This window comes from Halomonas sp. SH5A2, assembly GCF_014263395.1.
Classification (GTDB): Bacteria; Pseudomonadota; Gammaproteobacteria; order Pseudomonadales; family Halomonadaceae; genus Vreelandella.
Genome location: NZ_CP058321.1, coordinates 982,221 through 1,008,476 on the forward strand (window position 1 = coordinate 982,221; position 26,256 = coordinate 1,008,476).

The following is a 26,256-nucleotide window of genomic DNA, read 5'->3' on the forward strand; positions in this document are numbered from 1 at the left end:
TCTTGGTTTTTAACTGCTATGATGAATATACGTTGTTTTTTAGTTGCATAAGTGCAGCGGGAGGCTTGTCATGGCAACAGCGATAGAAGAATCACATAGCGAACCGATGGGCTATCAAGCCCCAGACTCCTTTGCGCGCTTTCTTGCTGACTTGAAAGGTGTTGCGCGTGAAGATCGCCAGCCGCTCATCAATCCTAAGCTGTTTGCCAGCGCGCTGAGCATGGATATTCAAACGCTGGCCAGTCACGCGCACGTGCATCGCACAACCATCTATAGAGCGCAGGGCGCAGAGAAGCTCCAACGCTTTCTTCGTGAAGCACTTAGGGTATTGGGTGCAGCGGCTGATATTAATGGTGACTTCCATGATGCGTTGTTTTGGTTTCGAAATGAGCCTATCGGTGCCTTTGATTATAAAACGCCTGAGCAATTAGTGAGCGAAGGCCGCGCCGATGACCTTCTTCGGTATGTCAAAGCGTTACAAGCTGGTGTGGTGGGATGATTGTACTGCCAGCGCTAAATACTCAGGCCTATCGTGTGCATGTCCCAAAATGGGCATTCTCGCCCACTAGCGGTGCTGGAGCGAGAGAGCATGGTGGTCGATTAAACCGCCCCGGCGTGGCTGCTTTATATTTGGCGCTTGATGATCAAACAGCGTTGGCCGAGTACAAGCAGCTGTCTGCCTTGATGCCGTCAGGCCTAATCGTCAGCTATACAATAAGCGTTACTCAGCTTGTCGATTTTCGTAACGGTTATAGCATGCAATGGGACTCCCTCTGGCAGGAGCTTTATTGCGACTGGCGCAAGCTTTGGTTCAATGAACGTATTGAGCCACCGAGCTGGCTATTAGGCGATATGGCATTAGCACAAGGGGCAAAAGGCGTTCTGTTTCCTTCTTTGGCAAACCCGTCAGGTATGAACCTTGTGCTCTATACCGATAATCTGGCAGAAAGTGATTTATTAGAAGCCTACGATCCGCACGGTGATCTGCCTCGTGACGCACGCTCCTGGGAGTAATTCCTTGTATTTTGAGATGTTCCTCTAAGGTTGTCGCGATGTTTTAAAGCAGTTACTGGTCTTGCTGGATGCGCGGTAAGCGCGTTAGCTATGTGCTTTCGGCCGTGAAAGCGGTTCGATGGATAGGCGCAACCCTAGGGAGTTAGCGACCTTGCTGATGGTTGAAAATGCCGGATTGCCTTCCCCAGACAGGGCTTTGTAGAGCCCTTCGCGGCTCATGCCCACGTCCTTGGCAAGTTGGCTCATGTTGCGCGCACGGGCGATATCGCCGAGTGCGGCTGCCAGAAGGGCGGGATCATTTTCTTCCATCACTGCATCCAGATAAGCCGCAATATCCTCCTCAGTTTGAAGGTAATCGGCAGTATCGTAGTGACTGAAAGTGACGTTAGTAACGGTCATGGAGTTACTCCTTCCATTGCGCGGCAATGGCTTTGGCCTGTTCGATGTCGCGGGGCTGGCTGATAGCCATAGTTGGCAGTGCTATAAGTGTCAACTTTGGTTTACACCTGATAAAGAGCAAAAGCAACGAGGAACATACTGTAAGGATGCTTTAAATGAACGTCTTGCGGGATGCGCGATATATCGCCAAGCTATGCCGATACCGTGAACAAAGCTGAGAGATATTTTTCCATGACCGAGTCAACTAACAATTCCCGCCGTCATTCTGCCCCCGTGGTTGATGGCCCAGGTAAAGCTGCCAGCCGCGCGATGCTGCGCGCCGTGGGTTTTAACGACGACGATTTCAAAAAGCCTCAGGTGGGCGTTGCTTCGACCTGGAGCATGGTGACACCGTGCAACAGCCACATTGGCGAGCTAGCTGAACATGCCCGCGACGGCGCTGACGCGGCGGGCGGCAAAGGCGTGATCTTTAACACCATCACCATTTCAGACGGCATTGCCAACGGCACGGAGGGCATGAAGTACTCGCTGGTGTCTCGTGAGGTGATCGCCGATTCCATCGAAACCGTGGCGGGCTGTGAAGGCTTTGACGGTCTGGTGGCCATTGGCGGGTGCGACAAGAACATGCCCGGCTGCGTGATGGGCCTGGCGCGGCTCAACCGCCCAAGCGTTTTCGTTTACGGCGGCACCATCATGCCCGGCGAAGGGCATACCGATATTGTGTCGGTCTTCGAGGCCATGGGCGCGCACTCGCGCGGCGATATCGACCTGATCGAACTCAAGAACATTGAAGAAACGGCGATTCCCGGTCCCGGTTCCTGTGGCGGCATGTACACCGCCAATACCATGGCCTCAGCCATCGAAGCGCTGGGCATGAGCCTGCCGGGCAGCTCGGCACAGAACGCTATTTCCCGGGATAAGCGCGACGACTGCAAGGCCGCAGGCGAAGCCGTGCTGGCGCTGCTGGAAAACGATATCAAGCCCTCCGATATCATGACCCGCGAGGCGTTTGAAAACGCCGTGACCGTGGTCATTGCCCTGGGCGGCTCGACCAATGCGGTGCTGCACCTGGTGGCCATGGCGCGCACCAGCGGGGTTGAACTGTCGCTCAAGGATTTCACCGAGATCGGCAAGCGCGTACCGGTAGTCGCCGACCTGCGCCCCAGCGGCCACTACATGATGAGTGAGCTGGTGGCTATCGGCGGTATTCAGCCGCTGATGAAGATCCTGCTCGACGCAGGGCTGCTGCACGGCGACTGCCTGACGGTCACCGGCAAAACGCTGGCTGAAAACCTCGCCGACGTTGAGCCGTACCCACTGGACCAGAAAATCATCGCGCCGCTGGGTAATCCCATTAAAGCTGAAAGCCATCTGCGTATTCTTCACGGCAACCTGGCACCGGAAGGCGCGGTGGCCAAGATTACCGGCAAGGAAGGCACCCGGTTTAGCGGTTCTGCACGGGTGTTTGGCTCTGAAGAAGAAGCCCAGGCGCGGATTAACGATGGCACCGTGGTCGCGGGTGACGTGGTGGTGATTCGCTATGAAGGCCCCAAAGGCGGCCCCGGTATGCGCGAAATGCTCACGCCCACCTCGGCGATTATGGGCCGTGGGTTGGGCAGCGACGTGGCGTTGATTACCGATGGCCGCTTCTCCGGCGGTAGCCACGGTTTTGTTGTCGGCCATGTGTCCCCCGAGGCGTTCGAGGGTGGCCCGCTGGCGCTGGTCGAAGACGGCGACACCATCACCATCGATGCGGTGGCCGATACCATCGAGGTGGATGTCGCCGATGATGAACTGATTCGCCGTCGGGCGGCCTGGCGGCAGCCGACGCCGCGTTACCGCCGTGGCGTGTTGGCCAAGTACGCGCGGTTGGTCAGTTCCGCCAGCACCGGGGCAGTGACCGACAACGAAGAGTAAAGGACAGTAAAGAGTAAAGAGTAAGCTGTCATTGGTATGTCAAACGCCAGGGTTAACCTGGCGTTTTTATGTGCGCTATTAAGGGTTTGAAGAATGCAGACATCGCGAGTCAGTGAGGTGTTCAAGGCGTTTTTGCTGCTGGGCCTAACGTCCTTCGGCGGGCCGGTGGCGCATCTGGGTTACTTTCGCACCGAGTTTGTTGCGCGCAGGAAGTGGCTGAGCGAAAGCGCTTACGCGGATCTGGTCGCGCTATGCCAGTTTCTCCCCGGGCCCGCCAGCAGCCAGGTGGGTTTTGCCCTTGGGCTGATGCGAGCGGGCCCTTGGGGGGCTGCAATGGCGTGGCTGGCGTTTACGTTGCCGTCGGCGATTGTGCTGGTGCTGTTTGCCTTTGGGGCGGCGGTGCTGGATGGGCCGATTGCCAGCGGTATTATTCACGGCTTGAAGGTCGTCGCCGTGGCGATTGTCGCCCACGCGGTGTGGGGCATGGCGCGCAATCTCTGCCCGGATAACACCCGCGCGGGTATCGCCCTGGCCGCCGTGTTTGCCGTTGTGTTTATCAGCGGGCCGCTGGGCCAAGTAGCGGCGATTGTGCTGGGTGGCTTGGCTGGACTTGCGTTGTGCCGGGGCGTGGCGGCGGCCGCTGCTGATAGCGAGGCGCTGCATTTCCCGGTCTCGCGTCAGGTCGGCATCATTGCGCTGGGATTGTTTGGCGGGCTGCTGGTGTTGCTGCCACTGCTGGCCGGGATGGCGGTCTGGCTGGATATCACCGATGCCTTTTATCGCTCGGGCGCGCTGGTATTCGGCGGCGGGCACGTGGTGCTGCCGCTGTTAGAGGCGGAAGTGGTGCAGTCCGGCTGGGTCTCGGCCGACGAGTTCTTGACCGGTTACGGTGCCGCCCAGGCGATACCCGGGCCGCTGTTTACCTTTTCGGCCTACCTTGGAGCGCTGATTCCCGCAGGCGGTAGTTTGCTCGCAGCGACGCTTGCGCTGCTGGCGATTTTTCTGCCTGGCTTTTTACTGCTGGTGGGCGTGCTGCCGTTCTGGAATCGTTTTCGCCAGTGGCAAAGTGCACAGGCGCTGATGCGCGGCGCCAATGCTGCGGTGGTGGGTATCCTGGGCGCGGCGCTCTTCGATCCGGTATGGACGAGTGCGATTCTCGGTCCGCACGAGTTTGCGTTGGCGCTTACCGGGTTCTTGCTATTAACCGTCTGGAAACTACCTGCCTGGGCGGTAGTGATCGTGGTGGCATTGGGGGGAGTATTAATTGCGCCCTGAGGTCGTTGCATAAAGCGGGCACAAAAACGGCCGCTGCAAGGGCGGCCGATGATAGCGAGAGAAAAAATCCAATTGGAGGGGTAAAGGATCTATTCGCTATGGCACCTCCACTTCAAGCGTGCGACGTAGAACCAGAAGGTCTTCCACCTTCAGGTGCTCAAGCTTTCCAGCGAGCAGGTCGCTGACCTTTTGAACGGGTAACCCCGCTCGGCGGGCGATTTCACGGCTTCCCATGTCTGATACTGCAATCAGATGCGTGATAACACGCATTAAGCGCGTGCGTTTTTCGAGTTCCCTGACATCGAGGTCAGGGCTGCTTCGCGGAGGGTCGAGCAGATCCGCGTGGGCAGTTGAGCGTGCCGTACTCATGAGGCTCCATCAGTCTGAAGTGACAACGACACAATGCCCCCAACCGGGGCGCATTTCAATGCCTTTTTTGATGAAAATTTCATGGCACGGAAGGCTCCCCGCAAGGGGCTTAGCTCTGGCAAACTAACCCCTTAATTTTTCGCCTGTCCTCTCGTGTGAGGCACGGTATATTGAGTGTATGGATAAGGCCACGGGCCGAGGAGTGATGGCATGTCGTCGAACAGCGCACCCAAAGTGGGTGTGATTATGGGGTCAAAATCGGACTGGCCGGTGATGGAGCACGCTGTCTCCATGCTGGAGCGTTTGGGCGTGGCTTATGAAACCCGCGTCGTGTCGGCGCACCGCACGCCTGATCTGCTGTTCGACTATGCCAAGGGTGCCGCCGAGCGTGGCCTGCAGGTGATTGTGGCGGGCGCTGGCGGTGCTGCTCATCTGCCGGGCATGGTGGCCTCACAAACACCGCTGCCGGTGCTGGGTGTGCCGGTGGAATCCAAGGCGCTGAAAGGGCTGGATTCGCTGCTCTCGATTGCCCAGATGCCGGGCGGTATTGCGGTCGGCACCCTGGCGATTGGCAAAGCGGGCGCGACCAATGCAGGCTTACTGGCGGCACAAATTGTCGGCTTGCAGGATGCCGACGTGCGCAATGCGGTAGAGGCGTTCCGCGCCGAGCAGACCCAGAAAGTGCTTGATAACCCGGACCCGCGCCCCGACCCGGAAGCCGAATAAGGAGGCTTGAGATGCAGTCTGTCATTGCCAATAACATCGGTATTTTGGGTGCTGGCCAGCTAGGCCGCATGCTGGCCCTGGCGGGCTACCCGCTGGGTAATCGCTTCACGTTTCTGGATACCACGGGTAACCCTAGTGCAGGCATTGGCGAGGTCATCGTTGACCCCGAGAATCAGCACTTGGCCGCGTTTCTTGAAAAGGTCGACGTGGTGACCTACGAATTCGAACACCTGCCGGTTCAACTGGTGCGTGACATTGAGCAGCATAAGCCGGTCTACCCCAGCAGCCGCGCCATTGAAGTATGCCAAAACCGCGTGGAAGAGAAGGCGCTGTTCGACCGTTTGGGCATCCCCACGCCCGCTTACCGTATTGTCGAGAGCGCCGAGCAGCTTGAAGCCGCCGCCCGCGAACTTGGCTGCCCGGTAGTGGCGAAGTCCGTCACTGAAGGCTACGACGGTAAAGGCCAGGCGGTGCTTAAGCAGCCCGAACAGGCGGGTGATGCCTGGCGCGATATTGGCCACCGTCAATTGATCGTCGAGTCCTTCGTCGACTTCGTGCGCGAAGTGTCGATCATTGCCGTACGCGGCCGCGATGGCGAGGTGGTGTTCTATCCCATGGCGGAAAACCAGCACGTGGAGGGCATCTTGCGATATTCGGTCGCGCCGCTGCCGGATATCGACGAAAGCGTCCAGCAAACGGCAGACCGCTACATTCGCTCGCTGCTGGATGAGTTGGACTACGTTGGCGTGCTAGCGCTGGAGCTCTTCCAGGCCCGGGACGGCAGTCTGCTGGCCAATGAAATGGCCCCACGTGTTCATAATTCCGGCCACTGGACCATGAACGGCGCGGTGACCAGCCAGTTTGAAAACCACCTGCGGGCGGTGCAGGGGCTGCCCTTGGGGAGTCCTCAGGCGATTGCGCCCACCTGCATGGTCAACGTCATCGGTCAGGAGGGCGATAGCGCGGCACTGTTGGCGCTGTCCAATACTCACCTGCACCGTTATGACAAGACCGAGCGGCCCGGGCGGAAGCTGGCGCATCTCAATATAGTGGCGGACACCCACGCCGAACTGCTTGAAAAGGTGCGTACCTGTCATGCCCTGTTGCCTGGGGCACCCCCTGTCACATGGAGCTTTGAAGCAACTCTTTAAGCCTAATCGCCGCCTCTTAAGGCGGCTTTTTTATGCGCAAACGCGCCAATCGCTAACTTCAGTCGCAAAGCATTAGAAAATCGGCTAAAAAGGGTCAGACTGTTTAATCAATAAGACTGGCCCAGAAGCCAGCTCGGCAACTTACAAGGGACTTTGTATGCCACAGTCTTCTAACACGGCTATTGCGTCGGGTCTGCGCAGTCGTTTTCAGAGTGAACACCATGTCACGCTGAAAAGCCTGCGCAGCGAAAAAGTACGCCTATTATATGACAGCTTATGGTCGCCCGTGCTGGCCAGCGTGCTGACTGCAATATTGCTGGTCGCTGCGCTCTGGCCGGTCGTGGCGCATTGGAAGTTAATCGGTTGGTTGGCACTGTTAGTCGTTGTCTCGGGCTTTCGCCTGAGCTTGGCCCATCGCTTTCAGCGCTTACCGGCCTTGCAGCAGCAGCACCAACGCTGGCTGCGACGGTTCAGCATAGGCGCCATTGCGGCGGGTTGTGTCTGGGGGCTGGGCAGCTTTGCTCTGTTTACCGGGGATCACCCTGGCCAGGTGGCGGCGCTTTCGATTGTGGTCGCCGGTATTTCCGCGGGCGGGGTGACGACACTTTCAGCTGTCTGGTGGGTAGCGCTGGGGTTTATGCTGCCCATCATGCTGCCGTTGATGCTGCAGTTTTTCCTGCTGGGGTCGTCGCTTTCGTTACTGATTGGCTCGATGCTTATCTTGTTTCTGGGGTTGATTGTCACGACCAGCCGCCGTTTGAGTCGCATCATCCACGATAATATTTCACTGCGCGTTAACATGGCGTCGCGCGAGGCGCAGCTGCAGGAAAGCGAGGACCGCTACCGGTCGATTTTTCACCAGTCGCCGCTTGGCGTGCTGCATTTTGACGATCAGGGAACCATTACCGACTGCAATGGCAAGCTGCTGGAGATTCTGGGCGTGGAGCGAGGCCAACTGATTGGTTACTGCATGCTGGCGCCAAGTGCCGATAAAGCAGTCGCCCAGGCGGTAAGCGACGCCTTGAGCCAAGGCACCGGCTACTACGAGGGGACCTATCAACTCCCTAAAGCCTCTGTAGGTACGCCGCTGCGCGCGTTTTTCAACGGCGTGCACAGTGCCAGTCAGGAAATGGTCGGTGGGGTGGCCATGATCGAGGACTTTACCGATCGTAAGCGACACGAGGCGATTATTTACCGCCAGGCGTACTACGATGCACTAACAGACTTGCCCAATCGGCGCATGTTTATCGAACGCCTGGAAACGCTTTGCGGCGATGAACAGTACGCCAGCGGGCTGTTGCTGTTCATGGATCTGGACCGTTTTAAACTGATCAACGACACACTTGGACACGCTGCCGGTGACGATTTGCTGATCCAGGTGGCGCGCCGCTTGGAAGGTTGTTTGCACGAAGGCGATATGGCGGCTCGGCTGAGCGGCGATGAGTTCGTGCTGCTGGCGTTGACCAATACCACCACCCCCAAGGCGTTGGATGACTGGGCTGAGGACTATATGCAGGCGGTCCAACTAGCCCTGTCAGCGCCGTATCGGTTGGAAAGTCTCTCGGTGGACGTGACCCCAAGCATGGGTTACGCCTGCTTCCAGGCCAGCGGTTGCGACCATGGTGAGTTACTGAAAGAAGCTGACCTCGCCATGTACCAAGCGAAAACTGAAGGGCGCGCCCAGCGTCGCCGCTATCAGCCGTGGATGCGCGAGGTAGCGCAAAAGCTGGCCCAGCCCCAGGCGCCTGCTGACGAATCGACGAGTTGAATTATCCGTTGAACTCAGACGTCAGATTTTGTCGCCAAGCACTCGCAAATCGGCTAAAAAGGGCAGAGTAGCCGACTAAAAAAAGGCTCGATAGCCAAGTCGGCAATGCAGGGGACACTTTTAAATGCCACAGTTTTTTAGTGCGACGATCCTATCGGGTCTGCGTCGCCGGTTTGAGCGTGACGATTCCGATATGGCCTGTGGCCTGACCAGTGAAAAAGTGCGCATCCTGTACAGTAATTTATGGCAGCCCGTATACGCCGGTATTCTAGGGGCGGTTCTGTTGGTCAGCATTATGTGGGAGGTCGTCGTTCCCTCTGTTTTAATCAGCTGGCTGGTCGCCATTATTGCCATCTCTCTGTTTCGCTTACGCCTGGCTTCCCTGTATCTTCAGTCTGACGCAACATCACAGGCGCACCCGAAATGGATATTCTGGTTTGCGTGCACTGTCCTTGTGGCAGGGTGCGTTTGGGGAACTGCCGGTGTGCTTATGTTTGCCCCCGAGCGACCTGAATATGTGGCGGCGCTGGCGATTACACTTTCGGGTGTGGCAGCCGGTAGCGTGACCATGATTTCCGCCATCTGGTGGATCGTGATTTTATTCTTATTGCCGATTGGCCTGCCTCTGCAATGGATGTTCTTGACGTCCGGGGTACCCACCCACACCATGATGGGCATTATCATGATGGTGTTTTTAGGACTACTGATTGTCACCAGCCGGCGCCTGGGGCTGATTATTCACGACAATATTTCATTGCGGGTCAGCATGGCTGCCCGTGAAGCGACTATTTACCGCCAGGCGAACTACGATGCACTGACCGACCTGCCCAATCGACGCATGTTTATCGAGCGCCTGGAGACGCTTTGCGCCGATGAAAAGTACACCAGCGGTTTGCTGCTGTTTATGGATCTGGACCGTTTTAAATTGATCAACGATACGCTTGGCCATGCTGCCGGTGACGATTTACTGATCCAGGTGGCGCGTCGTTTGGAGAGCTGTTTACAAAAAGGCGATATGGCCGCTCGGCTGAGTGGCGATGAGTTTGTGCTGTTGGCATTCAATACCACGACAGCCCAGTCGCTGGACGACTGGGCTGAAGCATATATGCAGGGTGTACAGGATGCGCTATCAGGCGCTTATAGACTAGAAAATCATTGGGTAAATGTGACGCCAAGCATTGGCTATACCTGTTTTCACCCATGTGGTCATCACCGTGACGATTTGTTGAAAGAAGCCGACCTGGCCATGTGCCAAGCCAAAATGGGAGGTCGCGCGCAGCGTCGCCGCTATCAGCCATGGATGCTGAAAGAAGCGCAAAAATTAGCCCCGTTCCGAGCACCTGCTGAGGATTCGACTAGCTGAGCTGGCCGCTGATAAGCAGCCATAGCGCGATCAAGGCGAAATGACCAGGGTACCAGGCCAGCCATAAGCGCCTGGGCATGGCCCACTGAATGGTGGGGATGCGCTGTGCGACGCCTGCTGCTAGCACCAAGACGATAATACAGGTGCCTACCGTAAACGACTTGGCCATATCGGAAGCATTCATCTGGCCCGCTATCCATAAGGCCGGAAAAGCCGCCAATCCTGCCCATAGCCGCGCTGAAAAATCACGCTCGGCATCGTTCAGCGCCTGCATGGCAAACATCAGCAACGGAATCAATAGCAATCCGAAGTGGCTATACTCAACCCAAAAGCCGAGTAGATACCATAGGGTAACTCCTGCCGCCGCACCGCCTAACAGCCAGCCAAAGTGGATGCTTTCCTGTTGATAGTGCTGCCAACCCAGCCGCACCAGTGAACCCAGCGCAAGACCGGTGGCCAGGGTAAAGCAGATGTTGAGGATGAACGCATCGGATTCACGCGGCATCAGCATGTAAGGCAGTTGCGCGATCATCCCGATAATCAGCATGCGCCGCGCGTAACGCATCGGGTTACGCGTATTAAAAAGGCCATGCCATGCGACCATTGCAGCAAACAGCGGGAAGGCGATGCGGCCAACGGATGACCCCACCCAATCAAGGCCCCAGCCATCGGGTACGACATAGCGCGTCACATGGTCCACCGTCATGGTGAACAGAGCGAGCCACTGTGCCCAGCCCGTCCAGTGTGACGAGGGTTTTGCTGAAACCGCCATAGAACCTCCCTGTGAATGACGCCAAGCTGGGTTTATCAATAATGGGGTAAATGCTGCTAATGCAAAGACCGATAGATAAGGCATCGGTTCATTTAGGGCTAAATGAATTGCGGTAGGGGGGCTGGAGAGACAAGATGTTGTTGGGGAAGTAGAAGTCCCTCCCCAGCAGGCTGGGGAGGAGAGGTTGCTTACTCTGCGTCGAAGTAGCGCGCGTAGATTTCGTCGTAGGTGCCGTTGTCACGAAGGGTTTCAAGGGCTTCGTTGAACTGCTCGGCGAGCGCTTCATCGCGCTGGCGGAAGGCAATGCCGAAGCCGTCGCCGAAGTATTCTTTCGGCTCGGTCAGCATGTCGCCGACAACGATATAGTCACCTTCTTCACTTTCCAGCAGGGTGGATTTGCCCACCGGGAAGTCGAGGAACAGGATGTCCAGACGCTCGGACTCCATGTCCAGCACCATGTCATCGGCGGTCGCATAGCGGTTGATGTCTGCCACATCGCCATACATATCAGTGACGTAGTTATCCTGAAGAGTGCCGCGCTGAACACCGATGGTCATGCCGGTGAGCGTTTCTTCGCTGATAGAGTCAAACTCGACACCTTCAGGGGCAAACCAGGCAGACGGCGGCGTAATGTAGGGGTCAGAGAACAGCACCTGTTTGCGACGATCATCGTTGATGGTCATGGACGACATGATGGCATCGTATTTACGTGACAGGAGGCCCGGAATGATGCCGTCCCAGCCTTGAACAACCCATTCGCAGCTAACGCCGATTTCTTCGCAAAGGGCGTTGCCCAGGTCAATGTCGAAGCCAGTGAGATCGCCGTCAGGGGTGCGGTATTCCATTGGCTCGTAGGGAACATCCACGCCGATGCGAACTTCTTCGTAATCCTGCGCCTGGGCACTGGAGGCGGCAATCGCCAGGCCAAGTAGAGAAAGTGTTAGGACTTTTTTCATTATGAATCTCCTGATGGACGTAACTCACCAAGCGGTGAGGCATATAACCTTCGTCAGCTTAGCGCCGACTGCAATGTTTTGTCGACGTATGAACCAACGTTTGTTTCACACTACCCGGTTTGAGGTTGTAGATGGGCGAGCAATTTTTTCTCCAGGTGGCGGAAGAAATATAAAATCGCAAAGGTCAGGCACAGATAAATGGCCGCGACGAATAAAAAGGCGTCGAAAGGCGCGTAGTAACGGGCATAGACAAAGCGTGCCGCGCCAGTCAGGTCCATGATGGTGACCACGCTTGCGATCGCACTGGCGTGGAGCATGAAAATCACCTCATTGCCATAAGCGGGCAGGGCGCGCCGGAAGGCGCTGGGAATGATGATCCGACGCATGGTCAAGCCGGGCGACATGCCGTAAGCCCGCGCGGCCTCGATTTCGCCTTTCGAGGTGGATTTGATGGCACCTCGAAATATTTCGGTCGTGTAGGCGGCGGTGTTAAGCGTGAAGGCAATCAGTGCGGGAACAAAAGGGTCTTCCAGAAAGATCCACAGCCATGTCTCCTGGATGCCATCAACGAATACCACGCCGTAGTAAATCAGGTAAAGCTGAATGAGTAGCGGTGTGCCGCGAAAGACGTAGGTGTAAGCAAAGATTGGCCATTTGATCCAGGCATGCCTGGAACCGCGACCAATGGCGAGCGGCACCGCCGCAATAAGCCCGATAATCAGCGAGAGGAAGACGAGCTGAACGGTGGTCGTCAAGCCAGCGCCATAGTACGACAGCGTTTGCAGGGTAAAAATGCTGTTATCGGCGAGCTGGGTTTCCAGCCAGGTGAGTAGGGATTCCATTAGTCTGCCTCCCCGTAACCGATGTCATAGCGCTTTTGCAGGCGGGCAAATATCCACTCCGAGACGCTGGCGATCAACAGATAAATGAGTGCCACCACAATCATGAAGGTGAACGGCTCGCGGGTGGCCTTGGAGGCCTCCGAAGCCACGCGCACCATGTCGGAAAGCCCGATAACCGAGACCAGCGCGGTGGTCTTGAGCAATACCATCCAATTGTTGGAGAGGCCGGGCAGGGCGTGGCGCATCATTTGCGGGAAGCGGACGCGTCGGAAAACCAGCGAATTGCTCATCCCGTAAGCCTTGCCGGCTTCGATCTGGCCGTTATCCACTGCCATGAAGGCGCCGCGAAATGTTTCGCCCATGTAGGCGCCAAAGATCAGTCCGATGGTCACCACGCCAGCAACAAACTCATTGATATTAATAAAAATATCGATATCAAATTGATAGTACAACCAGTCGGTAATCATGTTGACGCCGATTTGCCCGCCGAAGAACAACAGCATCATCAGCACCAGATCGGGAACGCCGCGGATAACCGTGGTGTAAAGCGTCGCGATTCGGTGGGCAATCCAGCTGCGCGACATCTTGGCGCTGGCGGTGATAAGCCCGAGTACCACGGCGAGAAGCAGCGATAACAGCGCTAACTGAAGCGTTACCCCTGCGCCTTCCAGCAAGCGCGGGCCGTAACCATGAAGATCAAGCATAGTGAGCCTCGCGTATCAGTATTTAGGAGCCAGGAATTGCTGCAGGCGCGGAGACTGAGGGTTACCGATCATCTCCTCGGGTGGCCCTGCTTCTTCCACCATGCCTTCATGGAGGTAAATCACCTGACTGGAGACGTCCCGGGCGAAGCTCATCTCATGGGTGACCACCACCATGGTGCGGCCTTCTTCGGCCAGGCCATGCATGACCTTGAGAACATCGCCCACCAGTTCGGGGTCCAGCGCCGAGGTGGGCTCATCGAACAGCATTACCTCCGGGTCCATGGCCAGCGCCCGTGCAATGGCACCACGCTGTTGCTGACCACCCGACATCTGGGCTGGGTAGGCATCGGCGCGAGCCGTCAGGCCGACCCTTTCGAGAAGCGCGCGGGCGTGTTCGATAGCCTCTTTCTTGGGTTTGCCCAGTACATGGATCGGCGCCTCGATGATGTTTTCGAGCAGCGTCATGTGCGCCCATAAGTTAAAGCTTTGAAACACCATCGACAGCTTGGCGCGCATCTGCACCACCTGTTTCCAATCGGCGGGTTCGCGGCCACGGCGGGTGTTCTTGAAGCGGATTTCTTCTCCATGCACGTAAAGGTCGCCTTCGTCAGGCTGTTCAAGCAGGTTCATACACCGCAAGAAGGTGCTTTTGCCTGAACCTGATGCCCCAATAAGGGTGATGACATCCCCCTTATTGGCTTGGAGTGAAAGGCCTTTCAGAACTTCTGTATCGCCAAAGCGTTTTTTAATATTACGCACTTCAAGAGGAATAGGCGTAGCGGCCATGTGATTGGCTCCAATACTGGGTTGCCGCGGCAACAGTGAATGTTGATGGCGGCTGGCGCGAAAAAAGGGGCGATTCTATCAGGCTAAACGGCGTATGCACGCTCTCCTGGTGTTTTTAGTGGCTCGACGTTAGTCGTAGTAAACGCCAAGCGAGTCATCATCGCCAGTGGATTGTTGTTGTCATACCTTAATCATCTGTGGGTGGTGCGCAGGGAACCACCAATAGCGCGGCGCGCGCGCCAATTTCGACATTGGCATTGGGAAATACCACGTACAGTGGGGTATCGCCGACCCGATGTTCACCGCTTTGGCTGTCGTTGGCTAAGCAGGTTCCAGGCGCAAAACGGGTGAAATTGGGGGTGTCATCGTCAAAGCACAGCGTGAAATTGTCGCCGTGGCGCATCAACTCATGCTGTACGCGGAAAAACGTAACCGCTTCAATGGCGCCTTCCGCCGGTGCGGTACCTTCGCTAAGACGACCCAGCAGGGCCAGCATCGGCGTGAGCGACGCCATGTCGTTTTGCCCGAAAGGCGCTACCCGGCCAAGCTCGAAGGTAAACGATTGCGCGCCGTGATAATGCTTGCTGTAGTGAGAAAATGTCCAGCTGTGTTGATGCTGGTGCAACACGGCCTGCATATCGGCAGCGGCGAGCCACTGCCACTGTTCGCTGTGTGTGTCGCTATCCGCATAGGGCTCTACGACAAAACGCGGGTAGAGACTAGCGCGAATCGCCGTATGAAGATCGTAGTGAAGCTTGGGTAATGCTGCATTGTCGCTGAAAAAGTCATCAACCTCAGCCATCAACTGGCGCGCCCGGGCCGGTTCGTCGCCGCTGGCTGAGAGCCCGCGCTCAAAGAGCCGGTTGAGGTTGGTGTGGATAAAACGCTGTTGGGCCTTGAGGGCGGGAATATTGCCAAGAATCACCAGTACGGGCGCGCCCAGAGTGAGCGTTCCGGCTTCCAGTTCGCTCAGCCAGGCACCGATCAGCTCGACCGGAGCGGTTTCGTTGCCGTGAATGGCGGCTGAAAAGATACAGGCGTGAGCGCTCGGGTGTTGAAGATGCGGCGTCAGGCGTAGAACGCCTGGCGCGGTGATTTCAAAGCGACCGCTGGCAAAGGTGCCTTGCCGGGAGGTATCGCGCTGCTCGTCGAGGGTCCAATCCAGCCACTCGCCTAGCATGCTGTCACCTTGTGACGGGTAGTTGTTTCAGAGAGAGAACATCGCTTGGTATCGTTGTGTTGTGTCATTGGCAGTGCAACAAGCTGATAAACGTGGCCTACCTTTACCATCTTCCGCTTAACCGGCAACCCTTTGCGTCGTTCGAATGAAAAAGCGCGGTGGCATAGTGAAAGATTGCCAATAAAAAACGCCCGGAAGCCACTAGCTGTGCCACTCGGGCGTTATAAATCTTGCTCGTTGATCAGGCCGAGCGCTGACGCTGCATTTCTTCGGTGTATTCATCTGCCAGCGAGATTTTCTGCTGGTCTTCAAGGCCTCGTCCGGCGAGCTGAAATACCTCGTGTTCTTCTTCATCCAGATGATGGGTGACCAGGTGCTGGAGTTTCTTGGCGTGAGTTAGCCAACTGGTCGCGCTGAAATCGGTGTCGTCGAGCAGTTCGATCATCTCATCGATTTCGTGGTGCTCAGCCACGCTGTGGCGGGCTTTTTCCTGGGTCAAGTCAACATCCATCATGGGGATGTAAAGCGAGCGCTCTTCGGCATTGGCGTGGAATTTCAATTCCGCACGAACCTGCTGATAGAGCTGCTCTCTTTCATCGCTGTCACCATGGGTTTCCACCAGGCGAGCCAGCAGGTCGCGCTGAATATCATGGTCTTTACGTAAGGCTTCGAAAATTGTCATTCCTTTCTCCATGGAGGCGGGGGGTGAAGTAAAAGCTAGTCAGCGAACGACGAAAGCGCAAACGGCTGAGCATCGATGAAATCGATTCTCGCGGTCGAAAACATTCGCTTTTTTCTACGCGCCACTACGTTATGTTGTGTCTATCAATTCAGACATCACTAATTGAAGCGCAAAGGAGTGAGCAATGACAAAAGTACTGGTGCTTTACTATTCCATGTATGGCCATATCGACACGCTGGCGGCGGCCGTCGCCGAGGGTGCCAAGCGCGTCGATGGTGTCGAGGTCACCGTCAAGCGCGTGCCCGAAACCATGCCGGAAGACGCCTTCAAGAATGCCGGTGGCAAGCAGGATTACACGACGCCTGAAGCATCGCCGCAAGAGCTTGCCGATTACGACGCGATCATCTTCGGAACCCCGACGCGCTTCGGCAACATGGCCGGCCAGATGCGTACCTTCCTCGACCAGACCGGTGGGCTTTGGGCAAATGGCGCGCTGCGCGGCAAGGTGGCCAGCGTATTCACCTCGACCGGCACCGGCGGCGGCGACGAGATGACCATCACGTCTACCTGGACCACATTGGCCCACCACGGCATGGTGATCGTGCCGATTGGCTATGGTATCGAAGAACAATTCGATATTTCCAAGGTAAGTGGCGGTACGCCCTACGGCGCAGCCACGATTGCTGGTGGCGATGGCTCTCGCCAGCCGGATGATCGTGAACTGAAAATTGCTCGCTTCCAAGGTGAGCATGTCGCAGGCATTGCGGCCAAGCTGGCAAACTAATCTGGTTTGATCAGTGACAAAAAAGCCTCGCTGGAACCGTCCGGCGAGGCTTTTTGCGTTTCAGATATAGTCAGTGGCTAAGCCCCGCGTGCCGCCGTATAAATGGTGTAGACGGATTGGCTGGCGGTCATGAATAGCCGGTTACGATCCTGGCCAGCGAAACACACATTCGAGCAGACTTCGGGCAGTAAGACGCGCCCAAGCAAGGTGCCTTCCGGGGAGAAGACCACCACGCCGTCGATACCCTCGCCACCGTTGGCACTTGACCAGATATTGCCATCCATGTCGCAGGTCATGCCGTCGAAAATCGTATCTTCGCTGGTCACGACCACTTGCCGATCACTGACACTGCGGCCGTCTTCTCCTAGGGTCCAGCGGATGATTCGCGCGGGCTCGTCGTAATGGGTAGGTGCGCTGTCACTTGCGTAGAATCCCTCGCCATCCGGTGTCATTACAATACCGTTTGGCTTGTGAATGTCATCGGTCAGCATGATGGGTTCATCGAGGCTGTCATCAACGTAATAGATGGCAGTGTCGAGTTCCAGGTCGCGTTTTTTCCCCTCATAGTCGAAGTGAGCGCCATAGCCTGGATCGGTGAAAATCACGCCTCCTGACGGTAGGGCAATGACATCATTGGGTGCATTGAGTGGCTTGCCTTGATAGCGCTCGGCAAGCACCGTGGTGCTGCCATCCCATTCGTAGCGCAAAACGCGTGAGGGGTAGTGTTCGCAAGCAATTAGCCGACCCTGGTGATCGAAGGTATTGCCGTTAGAGTGCCCGACATTGTCCCTCAAAACGCTGACTTGCCCAGTGGCTTCGTCCCAGCGCATCTGCTTGGCACGGGGTATATCGCTGAACACGACATAACGACCTATGGCGTTCCATGCCGGCCCCTCTGCCCAGAGTCCTCCGCTCCAGTGACGCTCCAGAGGGCTATTGAAAATCATGTAATCACTAAAGCGTTGATCCTCGACCTGCCAGGCATCGATGGGATAACGCTCTGGGATAGGGCCTTGTGAGGCCTGCCAGGCAAAAAGCTGAGGTGAGGTACCGACGGCGGCCAGGGTGGCCGTTGCCGAAAGGAACTGACGGCGTCCGAGTTTCATAGCATTGTCCTGATTGTTGTTTGAGAACTTGTTATGAGCGAAGTGAAGCAGGCTTCACGCGCTCTCAGGAAAATGTAGAACATAAAGATGTGGAAGTCATACATTCGCTGCCCGGTTGAGCTTATTCGGGCAGCCAGTCGCTACGTAAGTGCATGCCTACGCAAATTAATGACTATTACAGAGTCAGTGCGCAGCAATTCGCTCTGCAATCGCCTTGCCCATGCTTTCCGTATTGCCTTGTCTGCTAATATCGCGGGTCAGGGTTTGGCTATCGCCTGCGCCGAGTATTGCCTTAGCAAAAAATTGGAAGTGTTGGATACTTATTTTCCTGATATCCATATATTATCCGCACGTCGATCTTCCTGTGGTGTGGATGGAGTGCGTGAGAAATGAGCTTGGCCAATGTGTTGCGTGCTTTGCCTGGTCACCTAAAAGACCAGCGCCCCACGATAGGCGACATTCTGGTCGCCCTCGATGAACGTGCTATCCACTTGGTGCTATTGCTTTTCGCGATCCCGGCGATTGTGCCTACGCCAGGCATTCCCGTTGGCATGGTGTTTGGGACAGCGCTAGCCTTCATTGGCATGCAGATGGCCGTCGGCGCCAAGCGTGTTCAGTTACCGACAGGTATTGCCAATCTGCGCATTGGGCGACAACAGCTGGAACGGATCCTGGGCAAGGCAACGCCTCATCTAGAAAAGGTTGAGCGGCGCCTGAGTGCGCGCCTGGGCTGTCTTAGTACGCCAATGGCGATTCGAAGCATCGGCGGCGTTATTTTTGTCATGGCCTTATTGATAGTACTGCCGATTCCATTTGGTAATACGCTACCCGGCTTGGCAGTACTGATTCTGTCGCTGGGGCTTGCCCAACGAGATGGTATCGCAGTCGCTGTCGGCCTCGGCCTTGCACTAGTGGCCGGTGTTGTCTCCGTCGCCATCATCGGTGGCAGCTGGTGGCTCATCGAAATTTTCGTTAAGGAATTGCTGCTCACATCAGCCTGAACCGGTAATCATCATTGACCGCTGCCTTACGCGGCTATCTGGCTGAATTCGGCTTAAACGGGGACATATATGAATCTGATGCCTCGCTGTCTCCGCAGCGAGGCATTTTTATTAGCCGCTAATTCGTTCGGCAATCGCCTTGCCAAGGCTCTCTGTGGTGCCTTGTCCGCCAACATCACGGGTCAGGGTTTGGCTATCGCCTGCGCCGAGTACGGCCTCAATGGCCGTGACCATCGCATCCCCGGCTTCTTGATAGCCCAGGTGTTCGAGCATCATGGCGCCGGACCAGATCTGGCCGATGGGGTTGGCGATGCCTTTGCCGGCAATATCCGGTGCGCTGCCGTGGACCGGCTCAAACAGGCTGGGGAAATGGCCTTCCGGGTTGATGTTGGCCGACGGCGCAATGCCGATGGTGCCGGTACAGGCAGGGCCTAAATCGGAAAGAATATCGCCGAACAGGTTGCTGCCCACCACCACGTCGAACCAGTCCGGGTGCAGCACAAAGTTGGCGGTGAGGATATCGATATGGAATTTATCCACGGCGATGTCCGGGTAGCTTTTCGCCATCTCGACCACGCGCTCGTCCCAGTAGGGCATGGTGATTGAGATGCCGTTGGACTTGGTAGCCGAGGTCAGCTTTTTACGCGGGCGGGTCTGCGCCAGATCAAAGGCGTACTTGAGGACCCGGTCAACGCCGGTGCGGCTCATCACTGTTTCCTGAAGGACGATCTCGCGTTCGGTGCCTTCATACATCTTGCCACCGATGCTCGAGTACTCACCCTCGGTGTTTTCGCGCACCACGTAAAAATCGATATCGCCGGGCTCGCGGCCTGCCAGCGGGCTTTTGATACCGGGCATCAGCTTGCACGGGCGCAGGTTGATGTACTGATCAAAACGGCGACGGAACTGTAACAACGAGCCCCACAGGGAAATATGGTCGGGCACCTTGTCGGGCCAGCCCACCGCGCCGTAAAACAGCGCATCGAAGCCTTTCAACTGTTCGAACCAGTCATCCGGCAGCATGCTCCCGTGTTCTAGATAGTAGTCGCAACTGCCGAACTCAAAGGTGGTGAACTCCAATGGGATGTCAAAACGCTTGGCGGCAGCTTCCAGAGCACGAATGCCTTCGGGCATGACTTCGGTGCCAATGCCGTCGCCGGCAATCACTGCAATACGGTGGGCCATGGTGACTCCTGGTTAGATAGGCGCAATGAACTATTTACTAAGAACTATTTACTATGAACTTTGCGCAATGAACGATGCGGTAACGTGTCGTTGTGAAGTGAAGTGTAGTCCCTATAGCGCAGAAGATAATTAGTCTATGATGCAAGCTATTGTTGCCTTGAGGTAAAGAATCAGTGACTCCCTTGGATGATTTGGCATTTTTTCAGCAGTTGGCGCGTGCCGGAAGCTTGACCGCGACGGCGCGGGAGTTGGGGCTCTCGCTGTCGGCGGTCAGCAAGCGGCTAAAACAGCTGGAGGCGAGGCTGGGCGTCATGCTGGCGGCGCGAACCACGCGGCGTCTGACACTGACGGCTGAGGGTGAGCACTATCTGGCCCGTGGTGGGTTGATTCTTGAAGAGCTCGATGAACTGGAAAATGGCCTTGGGGATACGTTCAATCAGTCACTTAGCGGCCGGTTGCGGGTGAACGCCACCTTTGGGTTTGGCAGGCGACATGTCGCGCCGTTGCTGTCAGGTTTTTGTCTCGAGAACCCGTCGATTGAAAGCTGGCTGGAGTTGACCAATTTTCCGCTGAATCTAAGCGACCACGGTTTTGATGTGGGTGTGCGCATTGGCGAACCGCCGGACTCCCGCCTGGTGGCGCGGCGAATCCTGGTCAATCGTCGCGTGCTTTGCGCATCGCCGGGCTACCTCGAGCGGATGCCAGCGTTAACCACGCCTGCCGATCTGGCGCAGCATAGCTGCCTGGTCATCCGTGAAAACGATAGTGATTTTCCGCTGTGGCGGTTCGAGCTCTGCGGCTCACCAGCCAATGTCCAATCGGTAAAAGTCAGCGGTCGACTTGCCAGTAACGACGGTGAGGTGGTGACACGCCTGGCGCTCGAAGGCCACGGGGTGATGCTGCGTTCCTGGTGGGATGTTAACGAGCATCTTGCCAGTGGGGCGCTGGTGCCGTTATTACCCGGCTGGCAAGGCGTGCGCGCGGATTTCTACGCGCTCTTCGAACAGCGTCGTCATATTCCAAGACGCATCAGTGCCTTTATCGACTACCTTCAGCAAGAAATGGCCATGCGCGTGCCTGCCATGCCGCTTGAAACACAATCAACTGACTAGCGGTCGGGGCATGTACTGTCATGGGCGACATCAATCAGTTCGTCGGTTGGGAAATCCAGCTCGGCGGCCCGTTTGCGCAGGCGGTTTTCTACCTCGCTATCCATGTCCGGGGTGCGCGACAGAATCCATAGGTAATCACGGTTAGGGCCTGATACCAATGCCCACTGGTAGTCGTCATCCAGCGCCAGGATGTTATAGCCGCCGTAAAAGGGGCCAAAGAAACTGACCTTCAGTCGGCCAATATCGTCATCGTCGATAAAGTAGGCGCGTCCTTCGGCTTCATCCCAGGTTTGTTCTTCCGGGTCGTAGCCGCGATTGATCACTCTGACGCCACCATCCTCGCGAAGGCTGTAAGTCGCCGTCACGCATTGCAGCCCTTCCTCGAAGGAATGATCCAGTCGGGCGATTTCGTACCACTGGCCAAGATAGCGGTCCAGCTCAAAGCCGGTAACGGGTTGGGTGCCGTCAGGTATGCCCGTACAGCCGGCAATGGCGGCACTGCCGAGGACGACCTTCCATGGTTTGAACATTGTGTGCTCCTGAGCTGACGGGCGTTTGCTAATTCAAGCGTCGCCAATAACAATGAGTAGAGTGACCCATTCATTATGTTAAGGCGATGGTTATGTGGCACCAAGATGAGATTCACCTAACCGAGCGGCCACGGGGCTTTCATCTTATCACCCACGAGCTGGTCGAGGCGCTACCCTGGCTGGCGGAATGTGAGATGGGCGTTTTGCATCTGCAGCTACTGCATACCTCGGCCTCGCTGACCCTCAATGAAAATAGCGACCCCGACGTTCGCCAGGATATGGACGCCTTCATGCGTCGACTGGTGCCGGAGGGGTTGGATTATTTCCGTCATACGTTGGAAGGCCCGGATGACATGCCCGCCCATGTCATGGCAAGCCTGTTGGGTACTCAGTTAACACTGGCGGTGCGTGGTAGCCGCCTGGTGCTTGGCACATGGCAGGGTATTTGGCTCGGCGAACACCGTGAGCAGGGTGGACCGCGACGCGTCATAGCGACACTTACCGGGAAAGCTGACTCGTAACCAACCGCATTGTTAACCAAAACAGTTGCTGTATAGTCATTGGCGCTCACTACGCGCCAAGCCGCCCAGCGGCACTTTAATTGACTTATAAATAAGCGCCTGCTCATGCCTCGACGTCGTATTTTTCGGTTTGCCCGCCAGCACTGGCTGCGGCTCGTTTTTGTTCTTAACCTCGCCTTGGTGGCGGGCCTGGTCATTCATCAGGTGTGGCTGTACGTTGCCGAGCCGGATTTTGAGTCTGTACATTCGCAGCAGGTCGCCGATATCCGTGAGCGCCTTGCCGGGCGAGATCACTATCGGTTTGCCGTGGTGGGCAATATCAGCAACTCGGTCAACGTGTTTCAAGATGAAATCGTGCCGATGATTAATCAGGGCAACATCGATTTCCTTGTTTCGGCGGGTAACGCTGTCAGCGGTGGCCAGCAGGAAAGCTATCAAGCGATCTACCAGAGCATGGAAACGCTGGAGGTGCCGTATTTGCTGACCTACGGTGACAATGAAGACAGTGATTTTGGCAGCTATCGTTTTTACGAGTCTTTCGGCCCTCATTTCTATTCGTTTACGGCGGGCAATGCCCATTTCATGTTCCTTGATGGGACCGGTAAATCGTCCACTTCCTGGCAACTGGACTGGCTGGAAAGGGAGTTGACGGCCTCCACAGCGGAGCATCGGTTTATCTTTATTGGTTTGCCGCTATCCAATGTAGTCAGCGATGCCCCGCTGTTCGAAGCCGATAACTATTTGAATAACCCCGAACTTAGTGAAGGCCTGATGCGCCTGGCTGAGCAGTACGATGTAGAGACAGTATTTTCGGCCAACCTGTCGCTTTTCTCCCACCAGACCATCAATGGGGTCAATTACGTCACCACTGGCGGTGGTGGGGGCATTCTCACCGATGCCGACAGCAGTTTTCACCATTATGTGGTCGTCAATGTGCAGAGCGATACGCTGAGCATTTTTCCGGTGCGCTTGAACGTGGATAGCCCCGGTTGGTGGCGCATGCTAAGCAGCGTCGCATCGACGATCTATGCGTTCTTCTATGTCAGCTATACGCGTTTTTTGTTGATTGTGGGTCTGTTGACGCTGCTTGCCATGCGCTTGTACCGGCTGATTTTTGAGGATCGGGATTACTACCCCGATTTTGATATCGACCCGACACCTTACCTGGATAAACCGCTGCGAGTGGCGATGGTGTCAAACAACTATTTTCCGTTTGTTTCCGGTGTATCCGTTTCAGTCGAACGTCTGCGCATTGGCTTGCGTGAGCTGGGGCACGTTATTCAGCTTTTTGTGCCCCGCTACCGGGAGCCCGGGCAGGACGACGAGACGATCCACCGCGTCCCCACGCTAATGGCCTTTGGTGAAAAACGTGAGTTTCGGCTAACCAACTTCTTCAGCGTTGGCTTTCACCGCGGTTTGCGTGCGTTTAAACCTGACCTGATTCATGTGCATCACCCGTTCTGGCTGGGGTCGATGGGGTTATGGATGGGCCGCCGCCTGCGCGTCCCTGTGATCTATACCTACCACACGCGGCTGGAGCACTACGCGCATTTTGTACCCCTGCCGGGCGCGCTGTTCCGCAACTTGATCTCCCACTACTTGATCAAGCGTTTTTCCAACCGCTGCCAGGGCGTCATTGTGCCAACGCATTCGGCGGAGGAGTACCTGCGCATGATCGGGGTGAAAACGCCGACGCTGGTACAACCGACGGGCATTGAGGCAGAGCGCTTTGCGACCGCGGAAACGGCGGCGTTGGCCAATTTACGCGAACAATGGGGGATCGCGTCGACACGCAAAATACTGGTCAGCGTTTCACGCATCAGCCAAGAGAAAAATATCAGCTTTATGCTGGAGGCCCTTGCCGAGCTCAAGGCCGATGGTCACGATGACTTCCATCTGTTACTGATTGGCGACGGGCCGGATCGCGAGATCATCCAGACGCAGATCGATACGCTAGCACTGACATCGCATGTCACGCTGGTGGGGGCGGTGCCGCCCGATGACATGGCGCTTTACTATCACCTGGGCGATATCTTTGTCTTTGCGTCGATCTCTGAAACCCAGGGCATGGTGATTCTTGAAGCTATGGCAGCGGGGTTGCCAGTGGTGGCGGTGCGCTCAAGCGGCATCGACGACGTGGTGCGGGAAGGCTTCAACGGCTTTAAAACACCGCAGAATCGCCAGAAATGGGGGCAGCAAGTGAGGGCGCTGACCCAGGACGATGCCCTGCGCCAAACGCTGGGCCACCAGGCGCAGCAGTTTGCAGCGGATTACGACATTGCCAAGTTTGCCGGGTCGGTCGCGCACTTTTACGCTGAGGTGCTCGCCAAGTATCACAGCAAACCCTGATAATCCAGCGGCTGTATGAGCGTCATTTTTCCTTTTGTTGAGAGCGTTTAGCGCTGCGTGATGAGGCATAGCGCTTCAAGGCAATCAGTAGGCCGATACCGACGGCAAGGCCGAATACGGCCAGGGCAAGCTCCTGGGGAGAGGCGGCGGTAAACAGTGCGCCGAGTTGGCTACCCAGTAAAATAACGGCGGCCAGTCCCGGGACAATCCCCAGCGTCGAGCCGATCATGTAGTCGCGAAACTTCAGATGGAAGGCGCCTGCCAGCATATTGGTCAGAGTAAAGGGTGCGAGTGGCAACAGATTGATCACCGTCATGGTGCGAATGCCGCGCTTCGATAAGTAGCCGGACAGCCCACGCAGATGGCGGCCACCGTAGTGCATCAGGGCATCGCGACCGAGCCAATGACCGACCCAATACGACACCACGGAAGACGTCAGAGTACCCAGCGTGGCGTAACCCAGCCCCCATAGCGGGCCGAACAGCAAGCCGGTTACAACGACCAGAAGACTCAGCGGAAACATGACCAGCAGCGAGCCCGTGTAAACCGCTATCACGGCGGCGAACATCCACGGTGCGGTTCGCCATTGGCTGATCGTGCGGGTCAAGTCGGTCAGGTGAGCCTGGGTGAGAACCTCGTAGCGCTGCAGCAGATGCCACATCACGCCCAGCGCGACGAGGATAATGATCAAGCCTATGCCTTTAAGTAGTGTTCTAGACATGGCCACTCCCATCGGTGAGAAATGCGCTAGCATACGCTTCCCCGCCGATGGGTAGAAGGCGAAGCTGTTGAAACGTTTACTCTTTAAGCTGGGCCTCGATAACCGGCCAGGCGGGGTCGCCGTCGGTGGTGGTCACGTCGGCGAGCATCGCTTCTACTCGCTCGGCGTTTTCATTGATCCACTGCTCGGCGACACCATCCAGCTCGCGCTCTTCCTGACCAAATTGCTGAATCATCCAGCTTTGCTCTTCGGCGCTGAAGGTGAACTGTTCAAAGAAGGTCACCACATTGGGATTGGCGTCGGCGTAACCGGAGCGCATCAGGGTGAGCACTTCGCTTTCGCCGTTGTTCTCGCCGAACAGGTCTTTCTCGTCGTCGAGATAGCGCATCGGTAACTCAAGGTTCATCCAGTGCGGCGTCCAACCAACCCATACGATGGGCTCTTCACGAGAGATTGAATCGCGGGCGGCGGAGAGCATCGCAACTTCGCTGGTGTCGACCAGTTGCCAGTCGCCGAGTCCCCAGGTGTCGTTATCAATGGCGTTGTTAAGGATTTCGCTGGCCGCCGAACCGGCACCAAAACCATGAATCTTGCCATCTAGTTGATCACGGTAGTCATCGAGGTCGGCAAAGCTTTGCAGGCCGTCTTCATAGAGGTATTCCGGCACGGCCAGGGTCATTTGCGCGCCATCGACGTTGTTGGCCACATCGACCAGTACGCCGGATTCCTTGCGCGGGTTGAACATATCGCGCTGAGCGGGCAGCCAGGCACCCAGGAAGGTATCGATATCGCCGCTTTCAATACCCTGGTAGATCACCTGCAGGCCGATTGCCTGAGTGGTGGTCTCGTAGCCCAACGGTTCAAGCAGCTGTTCGGCGATGGCGGTCTTGACGGTAATACCAGGCCAGGCGGGCACGCCAAAGTCGAGGGTTTCGTCATCAGCGTGGGCTGCAGAAGCAAACAACGCTACGCTGGCAAGGGCAATGCCCGAGGCGAGAGGTTTCAGGTGTGTCATCATACGATCTCCTTGCTTGGTTTATTAT

The 26,256-nt window shown here is 56.5% G+C and carries 28 protein-coding genes; 13 read left to right on the forward strand and 15 right to left on the reverse strand.

The annotated features are described in order from the left end of the window. The first annotated feature begins 70 nt into the window (after nucleotides 1-70). Both HXW73_RS04640 and HXW73_RS04645 read left to right on the forward strand, forming a co-directional pair. Nucleotides 71-499, forward strand: coding sequence for a DUF2384 domain-containing protein (locus HXW73_RS04640; RefSeq protein ID WP_186255121.1), 429 nt, complete (start codon nucleotides 71-73; stop codon nucleotides 497-499). Further along, nucleotides 496-1,014, forward strand: a complete 519-nt coding sequence (locus HXW73_RS04645) for an RES family NAD+ phosphorylase (protein ID WP_186255122.1) — start codon at nucleotides 496-498, stop codon at nucleotides 1,012-1,014. The genes HXW73_RS04640 and HXW73_RS04645 overlap by 4 nt, the downstream gene beginning before the upstream one ends. Before the next feature lie 84 nt (nucleotides 1,015-1,098). Here the strand turns inward: HXW73_RS04645 and HXW73_RS04650 are convergent, their stop codons facing one another. Further along, nucleotides 1,099-1,413, reverse strand: coding sequence for an addiction module antidote protein (locus tag HXW73_RS04650; RefSeq protein WP_179928892.1), 315 nt, complete (start codon nucleotides 1,411-1,413; stop codon nucleotides 1,099-1,101). Between the two features lie 231 nt (nucleotides 1,414-1,644). Between HXW73_RS04650 and ilvD the strand changes: the two genes are divergently transcribed. Both ilvD and chrA read left to right on the forward strand, forming a co-directional pair. Then, complete coding sequence (ilvD, locus tag HXW73_RS04655) at nucleotides 1,645-3,330, forward strand: dihydroxy-acid dehydratase (RefSeq protein ID WP_186255123.1); 1,686 nt, start codon at nucleotides 1,645-1,647, stop codon at nucleotides 3,328-3,330. Between the two features lie 93 nt (nucleotides 3,331-3,423). Beyond that, nucleotides 3,424-4,605, forward strand: coding sequence for a chromate efflux transporter (gene chrA, locus HXW73_RS04660; protein WP_186255124.1), 1,182 nt, complete (start codon nucleotides 3,424-3,426; stop codon nucleotides 4,603-4,605). Between the two features lie 96 nt (nucleotides 4,606-4,701). Here chrA and HXW73_RS04665 read toward each other — a convergent pair whose 3' ends face one another. Beyond that, nucleotides 4,702-4,974, reverse strand: coding sequence for an XRE family transcriptional regulator (locus HXW73_RS04665; RefSeq protein ID WP_186255125.1), 273 nt, complete (start codon nucleotides 4,972-4,974; stop codon nucleotides 4,702-4,704). Between the two features lie 210 nt (nucleotides 4,975-5,184). Between HXW73_RS04665 and purE the strand changes: the two genes are divergently transcribed. The 4 genes from purE to HXW73_RS04685 all read left to right on the forward strand — a co-directional run bounded on the left by purE (nucleotide 5,185) and on the right by HXW73_RS04685 (nucleotide 9,982). Continuing rightward, nucleotides 5,185-5,700: a 5-(carboxyamino)imidazole ribonucleotide mutase gene (purE, locus tag HXW73_RS04670; protein ID WP_186255126.1), complete on the forward strand. Its 516-nt coding sequence runs from the start codon at nucleotides 5,185-5,187 to the stop codon at nucleotides 5,698-5,700. 11 nt (nucleotides 5,701-5,711) lie between these two features. Beyond that, nucleotides 5,712-6,851 (forward strand): 5-(carboxyamino)imidazole ribonucleotide synthase, encoded by a 1,140-nt coding sequence (locus HXW73_RS04675; protein WP_186255127.1) that lies wholly within the window; start codon nucleotides 5,712-5,714, stop codon nucleotides 6,849-6,851. 157 nt (nucleotides 6,852-7,008) lie between these two features. Further along, on the forward strand, nucleotides 7,009-8,619 hold the full coding sequence (locus tag HXW73_RS04680) for a sensor domain-containing diguanylate cyclase (protein WP_186255128.1): 1,611 nt from the start codon (nucleotides 7,009-7,011) through the stop codon (nucleotides 8,617-8,619). 124 nt (nucleotides 8,620-8,743) lie between these two features. Continuing rightward, entirely contained in the window at nucleotides 8,744-9,982 is a 1,239-nt protein-coding gene (locus HXW73_RS04685; protein WP_186255129.1) for a GGDEF domain-containing protein, read from the forward strand. Here HXW73_RS04685 and HXW73_RS04690 read toward each other — a convergent pair. The 7 genes from HXW73_RS04690 to HXW73_RS04720 all read right to left on the reverse strand — a co-directional run bounded on the left by HXW73_RS04690 (nucleotide 9,975) and on the right by HXW73_RS04720 (nucleotide 15,904). After that, complete coding sequence (locus tag HXW73_RS04690; RefSeq protein WP_186255130.1) at nucleotides 9,975-10,754, reverse strand: TraX family protein; 780 nt, start codon at nucleotides 10,752-10,754, stop codon at nucleotides 9,975-9,977. The genes HXW73_RS04685 and HXW73_RS04690 overlap by 8 nt on opposite strands. 188 nt (nucleotides 10,755-10,942) lie before the next feature. Continuing rightward, a complete protein-coding gene (locus tag HXW73_RS04695; protein ID WP_186255131.1) occupies nucleotides 10,943-11,710 on the reverse strand; it encodes a transporter substrate-binding domain-containing protein in 768 nt (255 codons plus the stop codon). Between the two features lie 110 nt (nucleotides 11,711-11,820). Beyond that, nucleotides 11,821-12,552: an ABC transporter permease gene (locus HXW73_RS04700; RefSeq protein ID WP_186255132.1), complete on the reverse strand. Its 732-nt coding sequence runs from the start codon at nucleotides 12,550-12,552 to the stop codon at nucleotides 11,821-11,823. Continuing rightward, on the reverse strand, nucleotides 12,552-13,256 hold the full coding sequence (locus tag HXW73_RS04705; protein WP_186255133.1) for an ABC transporter permease: 705 nt from the start codon (nucleotides 13,254-13,256) through the stop codon (nucleotides 12,552-12,554). Before HXW73_RS04705 ends, HXW73_RS04700 begins: the two co-directional genes overlap by 1 nt. A 15-nt stretch (nucleotides 13,257-13,271) precedes the next feature. Then, entirely contained in the window at nucleotides 13,272-14,042 is a 771-nt protein-coding gene (locus HXW73_RS04710; RefSeq protein ID WP_186255134.1) for an ABC transporter ATP-binding protein, read from the reverse strand. A gap of 187 nt (nucleotides 14,043-14,229) precedes the next feature. Further along, the gene (locus HXW73_RS04715; RefSeq protein WP_186255135.1) at nucleotides 14,230-15,222 is read right to left on the reverse strand and encodes a succinylglutamate desuccinylase; all 993 of its coding nucleotides are present in this window, start codon (nucleotides 15,220-15,222) and stop codon (nucleotides 14,230-14,232) included. Nucleotides 15,223-15,463: 241 nt separating this feature from the next. Beyond that, complete coding sequence (locus HXW73_RS04720) at nucleotides 15,464-15,904, reverse strand: hemerythrin domain-containing protein (RefSeq protein WP_186255136.1); 441 nt, start codon at nucleotides 15,902-15,904, stop codon at nucleotides 15,464-15,466. 184 nt (nucleotides 15,905-16,088) lie between these two features. Between HXW73_RS04720 and wrbA the strand changes: the two genes are divergently transcribed. Beyond that, nucleotides 16,089-16,688, forward strand: coding sequence for an NAD(P)H:quinone oxidoreductase (gene wrbA / locus HXW73_RS04725; protein ID WP_186255137.1), 600 nt, complete (start codon nucleotides 16,089-16,091; stop codon nucleotides 16,686-16,688). 77 nt (nucleotides 16,689-16,765) lie between these two features. Here the strand turns inward: wrbA and HXW73_RS04730 are convergent, their stop codons facing one another. Then, on the reverse strand, nucleotides 16,766-17,794 hold the full coding sequence (locus HXW73_RS04730) for an SMP-30/gluconolactonase/LRE family protein (protein WP_186255138.1): 1,029 nt from the start codon (nucleotides 17,792-17,794) through the stop codon (nucleotides 16,766-16,768). 183 nt (nucleotides 17,795-17,977) lie between these two features. Continuing rightward, entirely contained in the window at nucleotides 17,978-18,133 is a 156-nt protein-coding gene (locus HXW73_RS04735) for a hypothetical protein (protein WP_186255139.1), read from the reverse strand. Between the two features lie 50 nt (nucleotides 18,134-18,183). Between HXW73_RS04735 and HXW73_RS04740 the strand changes: the two genes are divergently transcribed. Continuing rightward, nucleotides 18,184-18,795, forward strand: coding sequence for an exopolysaccharide biosynthesis protein (locus tag HXW73_RS04740; RefSeq protein WP_186255140.1), 612 nt, complete (start codon nucleotides 18,184-18,186; stop codon nucleotides 18,793-18,795). 111 nt (nucleotides 18,796-18,906) lie between these two features. Here the strand turns inward: HXW73_RS04740 and HXW73_RS04745 are convergent, their stop codons facing one another. Beyond that, nucleotides 18,907-19,980: a tartrate dehydrogenase gene (locus HXW73_RS04745; RefSeq protein WP_186255141.1), complete on the reverse strand. Its 1,074-nt coding sequence runs from the start codon at nucleotides 19,978-19,980 to the stop codon at nucleotides 18,907-18,909. A 173-nt stretch (nucleotides 19,981-20,153) separates the two neighbouring features. Here HXW73_RS04745 and HXW73_RS04750 point away from each other — a divergent pair, with 173 nt between their 5' ends. Continuing rightward, nucleotides 20,154-21,092 carry a LysR family transcriptional regulator gene (locus HXW73_RS04750; RefSeq protein ID WP_186255142.1) on the forward strand — a complete coding sequence of 313 codons (939 nt, stop codon included), beginning with the start codon at nucleotides 20,154-20,156 and terminating at the stop codon, nucleotides 21,090-21,092. Here the strand turns inward: HXW73_RS04750 and HXW73_RS04755 are convergent. Beyond that, the gene (locus tag HXW73_RS04755; RefSeq protein ID WP_186255143.1) at nucleotides 21,089-21,622 is read right to left on the reverse strand and encodes a lipocalin family protein; all 534 of its coding nucleotides are present in this window, start codon (nucleotides 21,620-21,622) and stop codon (nucleotides 21,089-21,091) included. The two genes, HXW73_RS04750 and HXW73_RS04755, sit on opposite strands and share 4 nt — an antisense overlap. A 92-nt stretch (nucleotides 21,623-21,714) precedes the next feature. Between HXW73_RS04755 and HXW73_RS04760 the strand changes: the two genes are divergently transcribed. Both HXW73_RS04760 and HXW73_RS04765 read left to right on the forward strand, forming a co-directional pair. Then, entirely contained in the window at nucleotides 21,715-22,143 is a 429-nt protein-coding gene (locus HXW73_RS04760) for a secondary thiamine-phosphate synthase enzyme YjbQ (RefSeq protein WP_186255144.1), read from the forward strand. A 105-nt stretch (nucleotides 22,144-22,248) separates the two neighbouring features. Further along, nucleotides 22,249-24,492: a glycosyltransferase gene (locus tag HXW73_RS04765; protein ID WP_186255145.1), complete on the forward strand. Its 2,244-nt coding sequence runs from the start codon at nucleotides 22,249-22,251 to the stop codon at nucleotides 24,490-24,492. Between the two features lie 22 nt (nucleotides 24,493-24,514). On the opposite strand, the gene HXW73_RS04770 is transcribed toward HXW73_RS04765, so the two are convergent. Continuing rightward, nucleotides 24,515-25,213, reverse strand: coding sequence for a TVP38/TMEM64 family protein (locus tag HXW73_RS04770; protein WP_186255146.1), 699 nt, complete (start codon nucleotides 25,211-25,213; stop codon nucleotides 24,515-24,517). 76 nt (nucleotides 25,214-25,289) lie between these two features. After that, complete coding sequence (locus tag HXW73_RS04775; RefSeq protein ID WP_186255908.1) at nucleotides 25,290-26,228, reverse strand: ABC transporter substrate-binding protein; 939 nt, start codon at nucleotides 26,226-26,228, stop codon at nucleotides 25,290-25,292. Nucleotides 26,229-26,256: the final 28 nt, after the last annotated feature.